General features: G+C 60.8%; 21 protein-coding genes. 18 read left to right on the forward strand and 3 right to left on the reverse strand.

Annotated elements, in window-relative coordinates; translation table 11 throughout:
• Positions 1–3 precede the first annotated feature (3 nt).
• A complete protein-coding gene (locus C8K61_RS16830; protein ID WP_108097408.1) occupies positions 4–582 on the reverse strand; it encodes a nucleoside triphosphate pyrophosphatase in 579 nt (192 codons plus the stop codon).
• A 106-nt stretch (positions 583–688) separates the two neighbouring features.
• Between C8K61_RS16830 and C8K61_RS16835 the strand changes: the two genes are divergently transcribed.
• The 13 genes from C8K61_RS16835 (at position 689) to C8K61_RS16895 (ending at position 10,710) form a co-directional block, all read left to right on the forward strand.
• Entirely contained in the window at positions 689–1,216 is a 528-nt protein-coding gene (locus C8K61_RS16835) for a YceD family protein (protein ID WP_108097407.1), read from the forward strand.
• A gap of 13 nt (positions 1,217–1,229) precedes the next feature.
• Complete coding sequence (rpmF, locus tag C8K61_RS16840) at positions 1,230–1,412, forward strand: 50S ribosomal protein L32 (protein ID WP_108097406.1); 183 nt, start codon at positions 1,230–1,232, stop codon at positions 1,410–1,412.
• A 3-nt stretch (positions 1,413–1,415) separates the two neighbouring features.
• On the forward strand, positions 1,416–2,426 hold the full coding sequence (plsX, locus tag C8K61_RS16845; RefSeq protein WP_108097405.1) for a phosphate acyltransferase PlsX: 1,011 nt from the start codon (positions 1,416–1,418) through the stop codon (positions 2,424–2,426).
• 116 nt (positions 2,427–2,542) lie between these two features.
• A complete protein-coding gene (gene fabD / locus C8K61_RS16850) occupies positions 2,543–3,481 on the forward strand; it encodes an ACP S-malonyltransferase (protein ID WP_108097404.1) in 939 nt (312 codons plus the stop codon).
• A 15-nt stretch (positions 3,482–3,496) separates the two neighbouring features.
• Positions 3,497–4,240: a 3-oxoacyl-ACP reductase FabG gene (gene fabG / locus C8K61_RS16855; RefSeq protein WP_108097403.1), complete on the forward strand. Its 744-nt coding sequence runs from the start codon at positions 3,497–3,499 to the stop codon at positions 4,238–4,240.
• Positions 4,241–4,433: 193 nt separating this feature from the next.
• Positions 4,434–4,667 carry an acyl carrier protein gene (gene acpP / locus C8K61_RS16860; protein WP_058066290.1) on the forward strand — a complete coding sequence of 78 codons (234 nt, stop codon included), beginning with the start codon at positions 4,434–4,436 and terminating at the stop codon, positions 4,665–4,667.
• Between the two features lie 112 nt (positions 4,668–4,779).
• Positions 4,780–6,024, forward strand: a complete 1,245-nt coding sequence (fabF, locus tag C8K61_RS16865) for a beta-ketoacyl-ACP synthase II (RefSeq protein WP_108097402.1) — start codon at positions 4,780–4,782, stop codon at positions 6,022–6,024.
• On the forward strand, positions 6,024–6,839 hold the full coding sequence (pabC, locus tag C8K61_RS16870; protein ID WP_108097401.1) for an aminodeoxychorismate lyase: 816 nt from the start codon (positions 6,024–6,026) through the stop codon (positions 6,837–6,839). Before fabF ends, pabC begins: the two co-directional genes overlap by 1 nt.
• A gap of 3 nt (positions 6,840–6,842) precedes the next feature.
• Positions 6,843–7,892 carry an endolytic transglycosylase MltG gene (mltG, locus tag C8K61_RS16875; RefSeq protein ID WP_108097400.1) on the forward strand — a complete coding sequence of 350 codons (1,050 nt, stop codon included), beginning with the start codon at positions 6,843–6,845 and terminating at the stop codon, positions 7,890–7,892.
• Positions 7,893–7,909: 17 nt separating this feature from the next.
• Positions 7,910–8,542 (forward strand): dTMP kinase, encoded by a 633-nt coding sequence (tmk, locus tag C8K61_RS16880; protein WP_108097399.1) that lies wholly within the window; start codon positions 7,910–7,912, stop codon positions 8,540–8,542.
• On the forward strand, positions 8,535–9,521 hold the full coding sequence (locus C8K61_RS16885) for a DNA polymerase III subunit delta' (protein WP_108097398.1): 987 nt from the start codon (positions 8,535–8,537) through the stop codon (positions 9,519–9,521). Before tmk ends, C8K61_RS16885 begins: the two co-directional genes overlap by 8 nt.
• Before the next feature lie 35 nt (positions 9,522–9,556).
• A complete protein-coding gene (locus C8K61_RS16890) occupies positions 9,557–9,913 on the forward strand; it encodes a PilZ domain-containing protein (protein WP_108097397.1) in 357 nt (118 codons plus the stop codon).
• An 11-nt stretch (positions 9,914–9,924) separates the two neighbouring features.
• Entirely contained in the window at positions 9,925–10,710 is a 786-nt protein-coding gene (locus C8K61_RS16895) for a TatD family hydrolase (RefSeq protein WP_108097396.1), read from the forward strand.
• Positions 10,711–11,163: 453 nt separating this feature from the next.
• Here the strand turns inward: C8K61_RS16895 and C8K61_RS16900 are convergent, their stop codons facing one another.
• Positions 11,164–12,297, reverse strand: coding sequence for an aminotransferase class V-fold PLP-dependent enzyme (locus C8K61_RS16900; RefSeq protein WP_108097395.1), 1,134 nt, complete (start codon positions 12,295–12,297; stop codon positions 11,164–11,166).
• Between the two features lie 78 nt (positions 12,298–12,375).
• Between C8K61_RS16900 and C8K61_RS16905 the strand changes: the two genes are divergently transcribed.
• From C8K61_RS16905 to C8K61_RS16915, 3 genes are all read left to right on the forward strand, one after another.
• The gene (locus tag C8K61_RS16905) at positions 12,376–13,014 is read left to right on the forward strand and encodes a TetR/AcrR family transcriptional regulator (protein WP_108097394.1); all 639 of its coding nucleotides are present in this window, start codon (positions 12,376–12,378) and stop codon (positions 13,012–13,014) included.
• Positions 13,015–13,105: 91 nt separating this feature from the next.
• Positions 13,106–14,074, forward strand: a complete 969-nt coding sequence (locus C8K61_RS16910) for a GTP 3',8-cyclase MoaA (RefSeq protein WP_108097393.1) — start codon at positions 13,106–13,108, stop codon at positions 14,072–14,074.
• Between the two features lie 43 nt (positions 14,075–14,117).
• Positions 14,118–15,014, forward strand: coding sequence for a radical SAM protein (locus C8K61_RS16915; RefSeq protein ID WP_108097392.1), 897 nt, complete (start codon positions 14,118–14,120; stop codon positions 15,012–15,014).
• Positions 15,015–15,068: 54 nt separating this feature from the next.
• Here C8K61_RS16915 and C8K61_RS16920 read toward each other — a convergent pair whose 3' ends face one another.
• Entirely contained in the window at positions 15,069–15,542 is a 474-nt protein-coding gene (locus C8K61_RS16920; protein WP_108097391.1) for a MarR family winged helix-turn-helix transcriptional regulator, read from the reverse strand.
• A gap of 283 nt (positions 15,543–15,825) precedes the next feature.
• Here C8K61_RS16920 and C8K61_RS16925 point away from each other — a divergent pair, with 283 nt between their 5' ends.
• Together C8K61_RS16925 and C8K61_RS16930 are read left to right on the forward strand one after the other, a co-directional pair.
• Positions 15,826–16,779 carry a PDR/VanB family oxidoreductase gene (locus C8K61_RS16925; protein ID WP_108097390.1) on the forward strand — a complete coding sequence of 318 codons (954 nt, stop codon included), beginning with the start codon at positions 15,826–15,828 and terminating at the stop codon, positions 16,777–16,779.
• Positions 16,780–16,831: 52 nt separating this feature from the next.
• Positions 16,832–17,911 carry an aromatic ring-hydroxylating dioxygenase subunit alpha gene (locus tag C8K61_RS16930; protein WP_108097389.1) on the forward strand — a complete coding sequence of 360 codons (1,080 nt, stop codon included), beginning with the start codon at positions 16,832–16,834 and terminating at the stop codon, positions 17,909–17,911.
• Positions 17,912–18,088 lie beyond the last annotated feature (177 nt).

Here is an 18,088-nt window from a genome sequence, read left to right on the forward strand (position 1 = left end):
GACTTAAGGGAGCTCCACGCCTTCCAGCAGCAGCATATCCACCAGGCGAATCAGCGGCAGGCCGACCAGGCTGGTGGCATCGCTGCCCTCGGTGGCGCGAAACAAGCTGACGCCCAGTCCTTCGGCCTTGAAGCTGCCAGCGCAGTCGTATGGCTGCTCGGCGTGCAGGTAGCGGCTGATGCGCGCGGCATCGAGTGGGCGGAAGTGCACGGTAAACGGCACACAGTCGACCTGGCAGTGGCCGCTGGCGGTATTGAGCAGTGCCAGACCGGTGAGAAAGGTCACGCTATTGCCGCTGGCATTGCTCAGTTGGCGATGGGCGCGCTCGAAGTCGTGGGGTTTGCCGAGAATCTGCTCGCCGAGCACGGCAACCTGGTCGGAGCCGATGATCAGGTGCTGCGGATACTGTTCGGCCAGTACCCGGGCCTTCTGCTCGGCGAGGCGTCGTACCAGGGCTTCGGCCGTTTCGCCGCCCAGGCGGCTTTCGTCGATATCCGGGCTGGCGCAGGCGAAGGGCAGGCGCAAGCGCCCCAGCAGTTCCCGGCGGTAGGCGGAGCTGGAGGCGAGGAGTAGAGGCAACATATTGATTCCTTTATAGTCGCTGGCGATTCTAACCAGCGTGCAGCTTGGCGCCCAGGCTGAATTTCCCTTTGACAGAGCAGGGGTGCATCCCTAGAATGCTGCGCCTATGTTGAATGGCCCGATTCCTCCTCACGTTGATCCGCGCAAACTGGCTGATCGTGGTGCCACCCTTGAAGGTGAGCTGCCCCTAGCCGATTTGCAGCGTCTCTGCGACCCGCTTGCCGACAATGTCGGTGTCATCCGTGCGAAGTTTGTTTTCGAGCGCGATGAACGCAGATCGCCAGTGATGCACAGCACGATCGACGTTGAGGTCAAGATGGTTTGTCAGCGTTGTCTGGAGCTGGTCGCCCTGCCTATCCACAGTGAATGCAGTTACGCTGTGGTGAAAGAAGGTGCGAATACCCAGTCTGTGCCGCAAGGCTACGACGTGCTGGAATTGGGTGAGGATCCATTGGATCTGCCGGCGTTGATCGAGGAGGAGCTGTTGCTCGCCTTGCCCATCGTGCCTCTGCATGATCCAGAAGATTGCCAGCAACCGGCAGGCCTTGAAGAGCCTGAACCGAGCGAGGACGAGGTATCGCGGTCCAACCCGTTCAGTGTATTGGCACAGTTAAAGCGTGACCCAAACGTTTAGGAGTTAATTAATTATGGCTGTTCAGCAGAACAAAAAATCCCGCTCCGCACGCGACATGCGCCGTTCGCACGACGCACTCGACGCTGCAACTCTGTCCGTAGAGAAGAGCACCGGTGAAGTTCACCTGCGTCACCACGTTTCGCCAGAAGGCGTATACCGTGGCCGCAAAGTGATCGACAAGGGCGCTGACGAGTAATCCTTGTCCGCTCCGATCATCGCGATTGACGCAATGGGTGGGGACTTCGGTCCCCACAGCATTGTTCCAGCCTGCATTGCCTGCTTGGCTGAATTCCCCTCGTTACACCTGGTCCTCGTCGGCCAAACCTCCTTACTCAATGAATTGATTGGCCGCCATTCCGGTGTCGATCGCGCACGTCTGCACGTTGAGCAGGCCAGCGAAGTGATCGCCATGGATGACCGTCCGGCTCAGGCTTTGCGCAGCAAGCCGGATTCTTCCATGCGCGTGGCGCTGGAGCTGGTGCGCGATGGCCGGGCTCAGGCCTGTGTCAGTGCCGGCAATACCGGCGCCTTGATGGCGCTTTCGCGCTATTTGCTGAAAACCCTGCCCGGTATCGACCGGCCGGCGATGATGACGGCCATCCCCACTCAGCGCGGCCATTGCCAGTTGCTCGATCTGGGTGCCAACGTCGATTGCAGTGCCGAGCACCTCTATCAGTTCGCCGTGATGGGCTCGGTGGCCGCCGAAGCACTGGGCGTGGTGCGCCCGCGCATCGCGCTGCTGAATGTCGGCACCGAAGACGTCAAAGGTAATCAGCAGGTCAAACTGGCGGCCAGCCTGCTGCAGCCGGTCAGTGAGTTGAACTACATCGGTTTCATCGAAGGCGATGGCCTGTATCGTGGCGAGGCTGATGTGGTGGTGTGCGACGGGTTTGTCGGCAATATCCTGCTGAAGTCGAGCGAAGGTCTGGCGTCGATGATTTCCGCGCGCATGGAGGCCTTGTTCAAGCAGAACCTTGGTTCACGCCTGATCGGTTCGCTGGCGTTGCCGGTGCTGAAGCGCCTGCAAAGTGAACTGGCCCCGGCGCGGCATAATGGCGCCAGCTTTCTGGGTTTGCAGGCCATCGTCGTGAAAAGTCATGGTGCTGCCGGGCCGGAAGGTTTTCAGAGCGCCATTCGCCGGGCGGTCATGGAAGTGCGCGAAGATTTGCCGCAACGCTTGCATGGCCGTCTCGAACATCTGTTGCTGTAATGCGTGTGCTGCCGATGTGACCGCGCTCGGTAGCCTGTCATCCAACTGTCAGTTTGTTGCGCTCGACTAGCTCGCGCGTGATCCTCCCGACGATCAGACCATTAGGGACCGTCCACATGTCTGCATCCCTCGCATTCGTCTTCCCAGGCCAAGGCTCACAGTCTCTGGGAATGCTCGCCGAGCACGGCGCACAGCAGCCGCTGGTGCTTGATACCTTTGCCGAAGCTTCCGAGGCTTTGGGTTATGACCTCTGGGCACTGACTCAGTCCGGCCCGGAAGAAACCCTCAATCAAACCGATAAAACCCAGCCTGCCATCCTTGCAGCCTCGATCGCGCTGTGGCGCGTGTGGCTGGCCGAGTCAGGTGCGCGTCCGGCGTTTGTTGCCGGCCACAGCCTGGGCGAATACTCGGCGCTGGTTGCCGCCGGTAGCCTGGGTTTTGCCGATGCGGTGAAGCTGGTTGAGCGTCGTGGCCAGCTTATGCAAAAAGCCGTACCGGCCGGGCAGGGCGGTATGGCCGCGATTCTCGGTCTGGAAGATGCTGATGTGCTGGCTGCCTGCGCCGAAGCGGCGCAGGGCGATGTGGTCAGCGCAGTGAACTTCAATGCTCCGGGTCAGGTCGTAATCGCCGGCTCCGCAGCGGCAGTCGAGCGTGCCATTGAGGCGTGCAAGGCCCGTGGCGCCAAGCGCGCCCTGCCGTTGCCGGTAAGCGTACCGTCGCACTGCGCGCTGATGCGCCCGGCGGCCGAACAGTTTGCTGATTCGGTAACTGCGATTAACTGGCAGGCGCCGCAAATCGCTCTGGTACAGAACGTCAGCGCTGCGGTGGTGGACGATCTTGAAGTGCTCAAGCGTGACCTGCTCGCGCAGTTGTACAACCCCGTGCGTTGGGTCGAATCCATTGTGCGTTTGTCGGAGTCGGGCGTGACCAGTCTGGTGGAATGTGGCCCAGGCAAGGTGTTGTCCGGTCTGAACAAGCGCTGCGTCAAAGGCATCAATACCTACAATCTCGACACCCCAGACGCCTATGCCGCCACCCGCGCGGCGCTGGCCTGATTAGGAGAAGCTTCCATGAGTCTGCAAGGAAAGGTTGCGCTGGTTACCGGCGCCAGTCGTGGTATTGGCCAGGCCATTGCCCTTGAGTTGGGTCGTCAGGGTGCCACTGTAGTCGGCACCGCCACTTCCGCATCGGGTGCGGAAAACATCACCCAGTATTTCAAAGCCAACAACATTGAAGGCGCAGGTTTTGTGCTGGACGTGGGCAGCGACGAGTCGGTCACCAGCGTGCTGGAAGCCATTTCGAAGCAGTTTGGTGCGCCGCTGGTCGTGGTCAACAACGCCGGCATCACCCGCGATAACCTGATGCTGCGGATGAAAGACGAAGAGTGGCACGACGTCATCAACACCAACCTCAGCAGCCTGTATCGGGTCACCAAGGCCGTTTTGCGCGGCATGACCAAGGCGCGTTGGGGCAGAATTATCAATATCGGTTCGGTAGTGGGCGCCATGGGCAACGCCGGACAGGTAAACTACGCGGCAGCCAAGGCCGGGCTGGAAGGTTTCAGCCGTGCCCTGGCGCGTGAAGTAGGTTCGCGGGCGATCACCGTTAACTCGGTGGCGCCAGGTTTTATCGATACCGATATGACCCGCGAGCTGCCTGAGGCGCAGCGTGAAGCGCTTCAGGCGCAGATTCCGCTGGGTCGTCTGGGCCAGGCCGAAGAGATCGCCAACGTGGTGTCTTTCCTGGCTTCCGATGGCGCAGCCTACGTGACCGGGGCTACTATTCCCGTGAATGGCGGAATGTATATGAGTTGAATGTGACGCCGCCCTGCGGAAAACTGTCATACGAGCTGTCTAAAATCCGTTATAAAGCTGCAATTGGTTTATAGACATATCGTTGGAGTGATCCAGAGGGGCTTCGGCATTCAGCTTGAAATGCGCAAAACCCTTTCTATACACTGACACAGACCAGCTGCCTGGATTTGTTCATTAGGAGTGAAAACAAGGTATGAGCACCATCGAAGAACGCGTCAAGAAAATCGTTGCCGAGCAACTGGGCGTCAAAGAAGAAGAAGTGACCAACAGCGCTTCCTTCGTTGAAGACCTGGGTGCCGACTCCCTTGACACCGTTGAACTGGTGATGGCTCTGGAAGAGGAATTCGAAACCGAAATCCCGGACGAGCAAGCCGAAAAAATCACCACCGTTCAGGAAGCTATCGATTACGTTACCGCTCACGCGTAATAACCCGTAATCGTCGACTCCCGACTTGGAAAAGCCGCACTGCCCACAAGGCGTGCGGTTTTTCTTTAAGCGCATGTCGAGCGCTGTGTAAAACGCATAAGAGGAGATTGCTGTGTCGCGTAGACGCGTCGTGGTCACCGGTATGGGCATGTTGTCGCCCCTGGGTACCGATGTTCCAAGCAGCTGGCAGGGTATTTTGGCCGGCCAAAGTGGTATTGGCCTGATTGAGCATACGGATCTTTCCGCCTTCACCACCCGCATCGGTGGTTCGGTGAAAGGCTTCAACGTCGAGGATTACCTCTCGGCCAAAGATGCTCGCAAAATCGACCTGTTCATTCAGTACGGGCTAGCGGCCAGCTTTCAGGCTGTGCGTGACGCCGGGCTGGAAGTCACCGACGCCAACCGTGAACGCATTGGCGTAGCCATGGGTTCGGGCATTGGCGGCCTGACCAATATCGAGAACAACTGCAAAGCCCTGTTCGACCAAGGCCCACGGCGTATTTCGCCGTTCTTCGTGCCTGGCTCGATCATCAATATGATTTCCGGTTTCCTGTCGATTCACTTGGGTCTGCAGGGGCCTAACTACGCCATCGCCACCGCCTGTACCACAGGTACGCATTGCATCGGCATGGCGGCCCGTAACATCGCTTATGGCGAAGCTGACGTGATGATTGCCGGCGGCGCAGAAATGGCTGCCTGCGGTCTGGGTATCGGTGGTTTCGCTGCCGCTCGCGCCATGTCCACCCGCAATGACGACCCGACCCGCGCCAGCCGTCCATGGGATAAAGGCCGTGACGGTTTTGTCCTGGCCGATGGTTCCGGCGCTCTGGTACTGGAAGAATTGGAACACGCCAAGGCCCGCGGTGCGCGCATCTATGCCGAGCTGATCGGCTTTGGCATGAGCGGCGACGCCTACCACATGACGTCGCCACCTGAAGACGGTGCTGGCGCCGCGCGTTGCATCAAAAACGCCCTGCGTGATGCCAACGTAAATCCCGACCAGGTGCAGTACATCAATGCCCACGGTACCTCGACGCCAACCGGCGACCTGGCCGAAGCGCAGGCGGTGAAGACGGTATTTGGCGACCACGCCTACAAGCTGGCGGTCAGTTCGACCAAGTCCATGACCGGCCACTTGCTGGGTGCGGCGGGCGCGGTGGAGGCGATCTTCAGTGTGTTGGCCATCCGTGATCAGGTAGCGCCACCGACCATCAACCTGGAGGAGCCTGACGAAGGCTGCGACCTCGACTTCGTGGCCAACGAAGCGCGTAGCATGCCAATCGATATCGTCGTCTCCAACTCGTTCGGTTTTGGCGGTACCAACGGCTCCCTGGTGTTCCGCCGGTTCGCCGAGTAATGCTGAGCTGGGTGGATGGTTGCCCGGCACAGGCCGCATCCCTCACGGATCGCGGCCTGGCCTATGGCGATGGGCTGTTTGAAACCATCGGCATCAAGGGCGGCCGACCCCAGCTGTTTGAGCGTCACCTGGCGCGTCTTGCCGAGGGCTGTCAGCGTTTATCTATTCCTGCCGACCTGGCGTTGATTCGCGCTGAGCTGTTGGCATTCTCCGCCGAAGTCGGGGAGGGGGTGGCCAAGCTGCTGCTGACCCGTGGTGATGGTTTGCGCGGGTACGCGGCGCCAGCGGCGGCAAGCTCACGGCGCATCCTCTTGGCTTCGCCATTTCCGGCCTATCCGACCGTCAATGCCGAACAGGGCATACGCTTGTTTCCCTGTGCGACGAGGCTGGCCGAGCAGCCGTTGCTGGCGGGCCTCAAACACCTCAATCGCCTGGAACAGGTGCTGGCCCGTTCAGAGTGGCAAGACTGCGAACACGCTGAAGGCCTGATGCTGGACGTGTCCGGCCGGGTAATCGAAGGGGTTTTCAGCAATCTGTTTGTCGTCCGCGACGGTCAATTGATCACCCCTGAACTCAGTCGCTCCGGCGTCGCTGGGGTAATGCGTGCCGAGCTGCTGGCTCAGGCCGAAACCCTGGCAATCCCGCTGTCGATTCAGGCGCTGAGCCTGGAGCAACTGCTGGCGGCCGATGAGGTGTTTGTCTGCAACAGCCTCTACGGTGTGTGGCCGGTCACCGCGCTGCAAGGCCATCGCTGGCCGGTTGGGCCGCTCACCCGTAAACTGCAAAGCCTTGCCCGCGACCTACTGGACTGCTAATTCGTGATTCGTAAATTACTGCTGCTATTGGAAGGCGGAGTGCTGCTGGCTGGCTTGTTGCTGGCCTTCTTCGTCTGGCAGCAAAACAGCGCGCTCACGCAGCCGCTGAATGTGCCTGCTGGCTATGTCATGGAAGTGCCGGCCGGAGCAACGCCTGGCGGCGTGCTCAATCGTCTGGAAAGTGAAGGGGTGCTGCACGGCGCCTTCTGGTTGCGCCTTTACTGGCGCTTCAACCTGTCCGGCCAGGCGCTGCACAGCGGCGAATACCAGCTCAACCCCGGCGCCACGGCCAAAGACATGCTGGTGCTCTGGCAGCGCGGTGACGTGGTGCAATACAGCCTGACTCTGGTGGAAGGCTGGAACTTCCGTCAGGTGCGCGCGGCATTGGCCAAGCAGGTCAAGCTGGAGCAGAGCATCACCAACCTGACCGACGCTCAGGTGATGGAACGCATCGGCCAGGCCGGTGTGTTCCCCGAGGGCTTGTTCTTCCCCGACACCTACCGTTACGTGCGCGGCATGAGTGATATCGACTTACTCAAGCAAGCCTTCGCTCGCCTGGCCGCCGTGCTGGACGAGGAGTGGCAGCAGCGCGACGCCGACCTGCCGTACAAGCAAGCGTATGACGCCTTGATCATGGCTTCGATGATTGAAAAGGAAACTGGGGTACCGCAAGAGCGCGGGCAGATCGCGGGTGTGTTTGTTCGCCGCCTGCAACAAGGCATGCAACTGCAGACTGACCCCACGGTGATCTACGGCCTGGGTGAGCGCTACACCGGTAAACTGACCCGCGCCCACCTGCGCGAAGCCACGCCTTACAACACCTACGTGATTGCCGGTATGCCACCGACGCCGATCGCCATGGTTGGCCGCGAAGCCATTCACGCCGCGTTGCACCCGGTCGACGGCAAGAGCCTGTATTTTGTCGCCCGCGGCGATGGCAGCCATGTATTCTCCGACGACCTCGACGCCCATAACCAAGCCGTTCGCGAGTTCCAACTCAAGCGACGCGCCGATTACCGCTCCAGCCCGGCCCCTGTGCCGGCTGTGCAATAAGCATTAAGGGACCGCCTGTGACTGGCCTGTTTATTACCCTCGAAGGCCCGGAAGGCGCCGGCAAAAGCACCAACCGCGAATACCTCGCCGAGCACCTGCGTGCGCAAGGCCTGGACGTGGTGTTGAGCCGCGAACCCGGCGGCACGCCGTTGGCCGAGCGCATCCGTGAACTGCTGCTGGCGCCGAGCGATGAGGCGATGGCGGCTGATACCGAGTTACTGCTGGTTTTCGCTGCCCGCGCCCAGCACTTGGCGCAGGTAATTCGCCCGGCCCTGGCGCGTGGCGCCGTGGTGCTGTGTGATCGTTTTACCGACGCTACTTACGCCTATCAGGGCGGCGGCCGTGGTTTGTCGCAAGAGCGGATTGCCGCGCTGGAAGCCTTCGTTCAGGGCGAGCTGCGCCCCGACCTGACCTTGATTTTCGATCTGCCAGTGGAGGTTGGCCTCGCCCGAGCCAGCGCCCGTGGACGTCTCGACCGCTTCGAGCAGGAGGGTCGGGCGTTCTTCGATGCTGTGCGCCACACCTACTTGCAACGCGCCGCCGCCGAACCCCAGCGCTACCGCGTGGTGAACGCCGCGAAGACGCTGAATGAGGTGCAGGTTGCATTGGCTGGCCTGTTGCCGGAACTGCTGGAGCGTGCCCGTGGCTGAGGTGTATCCCTGGCAGGCCGCGCTCTGGCAGACCCTCGCCGGTCGTCCGCAACACGCCCACGCTTATTTGCTGCATGGTCCCGCCGGTATCGGCAAGCGGGCGATGGCGGAGAATCTGATGGCGGCGCTGCTGTGCCGCTCGCCGCAAGAATTGAAGGCGTGTGGGCAGTGCAAATCCTGCATGTTGTTGGCGGCGGGCACCCATCCGGACAATTTTGTGCTCGAGCCGGAAGAGGCCGACAAGGCTATCAAGGTCGATCAGGTCCGTGAGCTGGTCGGTTTTGTGGTGCAGACCGCGCAGCTCGGCGGACGCAAGGTGGTACTGGTCGAACCTGCCGAGTCGATGAACCTGAACGCCGCCAACGCCTTGCTGAAAAGCCTGGAAGAACCCTCTGGCGACACCGTGCTGTTGCTGGTCTGTCACCAGCCCAGCCGCTTGTTGCCGACGGTCAAAAGCCGCTGCGTGCAGCAAGCCTGCCCGTTGCCCAGCGAGGCGCAAAGCCTGGCCTGGTTGGCCGATGCGCTGCCCGACTGCAGCGAAGAAGAGCGGGGCGAGTTGCTGACGCTGGCCGCCGGCTCGCCGCTGAATGCGGTCAAACTCAATACTCAAGGTGTACGCGAGCAGCGCGCGCAGGTGGTGGACGGGGTGAAGAAGCTGCTCAAACAGCAGATCGCCGCCAGCCAACTGGCCGAAGGCTGGAACAGCATCCCCTTGCTGCAGCTGTTCGATTGGTTCTGCGACTGGGCGCAATTGATGCTGCGCTACCAGCTGACCAAAGACGAAGACGGCCTTGGCCTCACCGATATGCGCAAGGTGGTGCAGTACCTGGCGGACAAATCGGCTCAGGCCAAAGTCTTGGCAATGCAGGAGTGGTTGCTGATGCAGAGGCAGAAAGTGCTGAGCAAAGCCAACCTGAATCGCGTTTTGCTACTCGAAGCACTCCTTGTGCAGTGGGCAAGTCTGCCCGGACAAGGCTAGAATCAGCCCTTGAATCAGTAAGCTAGGAATGCAGCATGAGCATGCCACCGAATCTTGGCCCGCGTAACGGAATCCTGTCCCTGACCATCAAGGACAAGTCCGTGCTCTATGCCGCGTACATGCCCTTCATCAAAAATGGCGGTTTGTTCATCCCCACCAACAAGAGCTACAAGTTGGGCGACGAGGTGTTCATGCTGCTCAACCTGATGGATGAACCGGAAAAAATCCCGGTCGCCGGCAAAGTGGTCTGGATCACCCCCAAGGGTGCCCAAGGCAACCGCGCCGCCGGTGTTGGCGTGCAGTTCAACGACGGTGACAACACCGCCCGCAACAAGATCGAAACCTACCTGGCCGGTGCGTTGACCTCCGATCGCCCGACCCACACGATGTAAGCCTGCTGCTGATGCTTGTCGACTCCCACTGCCACCTCGATCGCCTCGACCTCGCCGCCCATGGCGGCTCCCTGGATGCTGCACTGGACGCCGCGCGCGCCCGGGGCGTCGGGCATTTCCTGTGCATCGGGGTAAGTGCCGAGAACGCCGCAGCGGTCAAAGGCCTGGCTGAACGTTACGCCGATGTCGATTGCTCGGTGGGCGTCCACCCGCTGGACCTCGAAGCCGGTGCCGCGCCCGCGCTGGACTGGCTGCTCAGCGAACTCGATCACCCGCGCGTAGTGGCTATTGGCGAAACAGGCCTGGACTACCACTACGAACCGGAAGCCGCCGAGCTGCAGCGCGAGTCGTTCCGCCTGCACCTGCAAGCCGCGAAAATTACCGGCAAGCCAGTGATCGTGCACACCCGCGAAGCCCGTGCCGACACCCTCGAATTGCTGCGCGAAGCGGCGCTGCCAACCGCTGGCGTGCTGCACTGCTTTACCGAAGACTGGCCGATGGCCAAAGCGGCGCTGGACCTGGGCTTCTACATTTCCCTGTCCGGCATCGTCACCTTCCGCAACGCCGACGCCCTGCGCGAAGTCGCCCGCCAAGTCCCCGCCGACCGCCTGCTGGTGGAAACCGACGCCCCGTACCTGGCGCCAATCCCCTACCGCGGCAAACCCAACCTGCCGCAATACGTCCGCGAAGTCGCCGAATTCCTCGCCCAGCATCGCGGCGTCGACTACGACACCTTCGCCGCGCAAACCAGCGAAAACTTCAAACGCCTGTTCCCCCTGGCCCACGTCGCCGGCTAAAGAGCCTCGAGGCTGAAGCCGCTCATACAAAACAGGTCGAAATGGCCAGCGCAGCGAAGCCGCCTTTGATCGTGATCCTCAGATATCCCCGCCTACACTAACTTCGCTTTTAGAGCGTCGCGAGCGAAGGCCAGGTAAGGCGGAGGTAGGGCGAGAAAGCGGAGTTGGCATCAAGCCAATGAGCATTTCGACCCCTGCCTCCAACGCAGCATGGCCGAGCGCAGCAGCTATAAAAACGAAGGGAAAAAAAACCCGGACTCTGGGGGAATGAATCCGGGTTAAGACCATTAGGAGTAAATCAAGGTACACAGTCCACGGTACCTTGGCTGGCGGGGCACTTGGGGGAGATGCCACACGCCAGTACTCACCAGTATTGGTGAACTTCGCCGATCTGCCAGTGCTGCCGGCCCGCTGCTTAAACGGATTTGGAATACTGGCGCGGCTGTTGAGTTCTCAGCCAGCAACGGCCTGCGAAAGCACGGTCAGGGTTTCTTCAATTACCCGTGCCTGGGTGTAGAAGTGCGGCGACAAACGGATACCTTTGCCGCGCGGAATGCACACCACGTTTTCCTGCTTCAGACGCTGGTACAGGGCCTGGGTGTCCTGGCCATCGACGCTGAAGGTGATGATTCCGGCGCGGCGCAGCGGGTTCAGCGGAGTGTGCAAGGCGACGCCGGGGAGGGCGCTGAGGCCGTCCTGCAGCCATTGCACGCGCTCTTCGATCAGTTGTCCGACCTGAGCCATGCCGACTTCCTCCAGCAGCGACAGGCTGGCCTCCAACGCCATGGCGCCAAGCATGTTGGGGCTGCCGCACTCAAAGCGCCGGGCGCTTTTGGCGGGTTCCCAGTCGGTACGGGTGTAATCGCCCATGCGTTCAAGCATGTGCCAGCCGTATTCATGCAGTTTCAGCTGTTCGCGCAGCTCCGCGCGGCAATAGAACACGCCCAGACCTTCGGGGCCGAGCAGCCATTTGTGGCCGTCGGCCATGGCGAAGTCGCACTGGTTGGCTTGCACATCGAAGGGCTGCGCGCCCAGTTGCTGGATGGCGTCGACACAAAAAAGAACGCCGCGCTGGCGGCAGCCGTGGCCAAGTTTGTTCAGGTCCAGGCGCAGGCCGCTGGCGAACTGCACGGCGCTGATCGCCATCAGCCGGGTTTTCGGGCCACAGGCATTGAGCAGGTTCTGCTCCGGGTCGCTGCCGCTGAGGCTCACTTGCACCACTTCCACGCCGAGCGGCGCCAGGGCTTCCCAGACGATGCGGTTGGAGGGGAATTCTTCATCGCTGATGATGATTTGCTGACCGGGCTGCCAGTCCAGGCCAAAGGCCACGAACGACAGTGCTTCCGAGGTGTTCTTGACCAGCGCGATGTCATCGCTCGAGGGTGCATTCAGCAGGCGCATGAAGCGCTCACGCAGGCGCAGCTCCACATCCATCCAGTCTGCATAGTCGCGGGCGCCGAGCAAAACGTTCTGTTCGGCGAACTGTGCCACCGCCAGCGAGGCGCGTCGCGGCCAGGGTGCTACGGCGGCGTGATTGAGATAGCGCAGGCCGGGATCTTGCTGAAACTCGTCATGAAAGGCGTACATGGTCTGATGATCCGTGCAATTTGGCACTAAATAGGCATAATACGCGGCTTCGATTTTTGACCGCCGCAGTCTCTTCCTATGCAGAAAGAACCCCGTAAGATCCGTGAATTTCGCCGCCGCGAGCAAGAGATTCTCGATGTCGCGCTGAAACTCTTCCTTGAACAGGGCGAGGATAGCGTCACGGTCGAGATGATCGCCGACGCCGTAGGGATTGGCAAAGGCACCATCTACAAGCACTTCAAATCCAAGGCCGAGGTGTACCTGCGCCTGATGCTCGACTACGAGCGTGATTTGAACGAACTGCTGCATTCGGCCGACGTTGACCGCGACAAGGAAGCGCTGTCGCGGGCCTATTTCGAATTCCGCATGCGTGATCCGCAGCGCTACCGTTTGTTCGACCGCCTCGAAGAGAAGGTGGTCAAGGGCAATCAGGTACCGGAAATGGTCGAGCAGTTGCACAAGATCCGCGCCTCTAACTTCGAGCGTCTGACCTTGCTGATCAAGGGCCGCATTGCCGAAGGCAAGCTCGAAGACGTGCCGCCTTACTTCCACTACTGTGCCGCCTGGGCCTTGGTACACGGCGCCGTGGCGCTGTATCACTCGCCGTTCTGGAGCAATGTATTGGAAGACCAGGAAGGCTTCTTCCAGTTCCTCATGGACATCGGCGTGCGCATGGGTAACAAGCGCAAGCGCGATGGCGAGACGCCTGTAATTTGAGCCCATTCAGTCAGCCTATTTCCGCATGCAAGCCATGCAGAACCGCTGACTGCGGGCTTATACTCCGGCCTATCCACCGCCGGAGTCGCCCATGATCGTCGACCGTCAGGGCAGGCGTTTCCGCAATCTGCGAATCAGCCTGACCGCCGCCTGCAACTACGCGTGCACCTACTGCGTGCCGGATGGCAAACGTCTGGTAGCTGCGCAGGACGAGCTGTCGGCCGAGGCCATGGTGCGCGGTGTGGCCTACCTGATCGAAGCGGCGGGCATCGAACAATTGCGTATCACCGGCGGCGAACCGCTGGTCAGTCCCAAGCTCGACGCCTTGCTGCAGGGCGTCAGCACCCTGGGCCTGCGTGACATCAGCCTGACCACCAACGGCCAGCTGCTGGCGAAAAAACTGCCGATTCTGCTGAATGCCGGCATCCGCCGCCTCAACGTTTCCCTGGATACCCTCGACCCTGATGCGTTCCGCCGCATCGCCCGTGGCGGCGACCTGGCAACGGTACTCGACGGCCTGGAGCAGGCGCGGGCGGCGGGCATGAAAATCAAACTGAACATGGTGCCGTTGCGCGGGCAGAACATCGACCAGGTGCTGCCGCTGCTCGACTACTGCCTGGAGCGTGGCTTCGAGCTGCGCTTTATCGAGCTGATGCGCATGGGGCACCTGGCCCGTGACGGCAACAGCTTCCAGCAGCAGTTCATCAGCATGCCGGCACTGCTGGAAATGATTGGCGAGCACTACGAGTATCAACAGGCCGACGCGCCGCTGGACGCCACGGCGTTGCGCTACCAGATTCCGGGCCGTGGTTATTTCGGCGTCATTGCCAATGAAAGCGTGCCGTTCTGCCGCACCTGTTCGCGTCTGCGCCTGTCGTCCACCGGCTGGCTGCATGGTTGCCTGTCCTCCAGCAACCGGCACTACGTTGGCGATCTGCTGGAAAAGCCGCGCCATCAGGCGCTGCCAGCGCTGCAAGGGCTGCTGATGAAAGCCCTCGGCGATAAACAGGATGTGGCCTTTTCCGGCGGCGTCACTGTGATGAAAATTATCGGCGGTTAAGCCCGCCCGGTGATTCCCAACCCCTATTCAAGAGTCGTCGCGCATGGGTGCTCAGTCATTCCCCATCAGCTATATCGAACCGGTGTTTCGCCCGCCGAGTGAAGCCCATTCGCTGATTCTGCCGGTCACCAATGGCTGCTCGTGGAACAAGTGTGGGTTCTGCGAGATGTACACCCCCGAGCAGAAGAAGTTCCGCGCCCGCGACGAGGCCGACGTACTGGAAGAAATCCGCCGCTGCGGCGAGCAACTGATCGTCCAGCGGGTGTTTCTTGCCGATGGCGATGCCCTGGTGCTGCCAACCCGCCGTCTGCTGGCGATCCTCGAAGCCATTCGCCAGCACATGCCGGAAGTGGATCGGGTGTCGAGCTACTGCTTGCCGCGCAACCTGCGCAAGAAGTCGGTCGAGGAGCTCAAGGAACTGGCCGATGCCGGTTTGCGCATGGCCTATGTGGGCGCCGAATCAGGTGACGATGAAGTGCTGGCGCGGGTCAACAAAGGCGAGACCTTCGAGTCGACCCTCAGCGCCTTGGACAAGCTAGGCCAGGCTGGCATTACCCGCTCGGTGATGGTCCTCAATGGCCTGGGTGGCACCACCCTGAGTGAGCAGCACGCGGACAACTCCGCGCGCCTGATGAACGCCGCGCAACCGGAGTTTCTCTCCACTTTGGTGGTCAGTTTCCCCCAGGGCGAAGCGCGTTTTCGCGAGGGTTTTACGGACTATCGGCCGTTGAGTCAGCAGCAGTTGTTTGTCGAAGTCGAACGCCTGTTGCAGGGCCTGGAGCTCAACAACACGGTATTTCGCAGCGACCACGCCTCCAACTACCTGGTGCTCAAAGGCACCTTGGGTGCCGACAAGGCGCGTTTGCTGGCCCAGGTGCGCCAGGCCATCGAGCAACCGCAGGAGGCGCGCTTGCGCCAGGAATGGCAGCGCGGTTTGTAGTCAGGCGTTGCGAAGGGCAAGTAATGCAGACCACATCCCTCCAGCGCCCCAGCCTTACGCAGAAGCTGGCGGGTCGTACTCGTTAACGTAGCCCACCGTGGTCTGCATCCGGCTCAGCAGGTTCACCAGCGTATCGACCTCTGCGGGCGAGAAATCGCTAAGCAGGCGCCGCTCTCGTTCCAGCGCCACCTTGAGCACTCGGTCATGCAACGCCTTGCCCTCGGGCGTCAGGCTGACCGCGTAGCGGCGTCCATCTTTGCTGTCGACTTGACCTGAAATTCGACCTGCCGCTTCCAGCTGCTGAAGCGAGCGGCTGACCGCGCTTTTATCCAGGCCTATCACCTGGCAGATGCGATTGGCGGTGATGTTGTCTTCGACGGCAAGCAGGGCGATCAGCCGCCACTCCACCACACCAATGCCGAAATGCTTGCGGTAGCTGATCGAAGCGCCGGTGGCCAGTTTGTTGGCCAGGAAGGTCAGCATCGCTGGAACGTAGCGGTTCAGGTCGAGCTTTTCGGTATCCGACATAAAACGAGCCTTGAAAGTGAGATAAACGGCATAGGCAAACTAGTTGACACCGCAACTAAATGATTGGATTCTACTCCCAGCCGCGCAGTGCGTGGGCTGCTCGCATCATAGGCGACAGCCGCTCTTACAAAAATAAATAACAGGTAGCTCCCATGAACCGTTTTGCCTTCACCTGTCGTTCGCGACGACTTCCAGCCGTTACCAGTCCTCCATAAAGCGAGCGCCCTAGCTCCGCTATTTCCTTTCGCTTTTTTGCAGCCACTTTGCTGTGGAGGGTCGTCTTATGCTCCAGGTTTTAGTCAATCGCAAAGCGCACGTGGCCGACGGCATTTGCAGTTTCGAACTGCGTCTGGCCAACGGTGAGCTGCTGCCGGCCTTCACGGCGGGCGCCCACGTCGATGTGCATCTGCCATCGGGCGTGGTTCGCCAGTACTCGCTGTGCAATCCGCCGGAGGAGCGCCATCGCTATCTGATCGGCGTGCTCAAAGACCCGCTGTCTCGCGGCGGTTCCCAGGCCATGCACGAGCGAGTAGAGCAGGGCCAGGCGCTGCAGATCAGTGAGCCACGCAATCTGTTTCCGTTGGCAGCGCACGGTCAGCGGCACCTGCTGATCGCCGGTGGCATTGGCATCACGCCGATGCTGGCGATGGCCCATGAGCTTGAGAGACAGGGGGCCGACTTCGAGCTGCATTACTGCTTTCGCTCCCGCGACCGCGCAGCGTTTCTCGATTCACTGGAAAACGCGAGCTTTGCCCCGCGGGTGACGTTGCACGATGACAGCAGCGCAGAGCCGTCGAAACTCGATGCCAGCGCCTTGCTGCAACGCCCTGAACCCGGTCGGCATATCTATGTGTGCGGCCCCGGCGGCTTTATGGACTACATCCTCACCACCGCCGCAGCGGCTGGCTGGCCAGAGGACCAAGTGCATAGAGAGTTCTTCGCTGCGGCGCCTATCGATCACGACGGGGACCAGGCCTTCGAAGTGGAGCTCGCCCGCTCAGGAAAGGTTTTCCAGATTCCCGCAGACCGCTCGGTGTTCGAAGTGCTGGATGACGCCGGTATCGAGATTGAAACCTCCTGCGAGCAGGGCATCTGTGGCTCCTGCATCACCCGCGTGCTGAGCGGCACGCCGGATCACCGCGACCAGTTCATGACCGACTCCGAGCACGCCCGCAACGATCAATTCACTCCCTGTTGTTCACGCGCCAAGACCCCACGCCTGGTCCTTGACCTCTGAACGTGCACCTCTGAATCAGCCCTGACCCCACTCGAATTTCGGGAGAACCAACATGACTGTCTCTGCCAGCGAATCCCTTGCTTACGAAGTCGCCGCATCGGCGCCTGTGCCCAGCTTTCCGCTGAATCAGTGGTACGTCGCGGCGCTGAGTTGGCAACTCACTGACAAGCCCGTCGGCCGCACCTTGCTGAACAAACCGGTGGTGCTGTTCCGCACCCCGGACGGCCAGGTTGCCGCCCTGGAAGACCGCTGCTGTCACCGCGCGCTGCCGCTTTCCAACGGCACCCTGGATGAGCGCGGCCTTCGTTGTGGTTACCACGGGCTGCTGTTCAACGGCGACGGCAAATGCATTGAAATTCCGGGGCAGGACAAAATCCCCAGCAAGGCCAAGGTGCCGGCGTATCACGTAAAAGAGCGCGACCAGATTGTGTGGATCTGGTTCGGCAGCAGCGAGCACCCCGAGCCGAACTGCGAGCCGCCGGCGTACGACGTGCACAGCAGCGGCAAGTACATTTTCGATGGCGATGTGTACCACTACGACGCGCCGTACCAGCTTATCCACGACAACCTGATGGACTTGAGCCATCTGGGCTATGTGCACCTGCGCACCATCGGCGGCAACGCCAGCATCCATATGAATGCCGAGATGAGGGTCGAGAGCGACGAGCGCACGGTGACCGTCACTCGCTATATGCCGGGCTCGGTTCCGCCACCCACCTATGTGGCCGCCTACCCGTTCAAAGACCGCGTCGATCGCTGGCAGGAAATCGAGTTTCACGTCAGCCATCTGCGTATCTGGACCGGCGCGGTAGACGCCAACACCGACTCGATGACCGACCCGGAGCGCGGTGGTTTCCATATGCGCGGCTTCCATGGCGTAACCCCAGAAACCGAAACCACCAGCCATTACTTCTGGACCATCGCCACCAACCCGCAAAGCGATCATGAGGCGATCAAAGCCAAGGTCGTTGAGCAGACTGCGCTGACCTTCGAAGAAGACAAAGTGATCATCGAAGCCCAGTACCAAAACATGTGCCGCTTCGGCACGCCCCCAATGATCGATATCCATGTGGATGTCGGCGCCAACCGCGCGCGCAAGATCATTGAACAGCTTCGCCACGCGGCTCGTTGAGTGCCCAGAAGCCGGGGGCGGGCTGCGTGCTTTACGCCTGGAAAGGTCGCTACCTCTGAGGAGAATGTGTATGTCTGGTAATCGTGGTGTGGTTTATCGCGGCGACTGGCAACGTCGAAGGCGACAATAAGCGTCGTATCAACTTCTTTGGCGAAGCGTCGATAAATCCATCTATCC

The organism is Pseudomonas sp. GV071, from assembly GCF_003050835.1.
In the GTDB taxonomy this organism is placed as follows: domain Bacteria; phylum Pseudomonadota; class Gammaproteobacteria; order Pseudomonadales; family Pseudomonadaceae; genus Aquipseudomonas.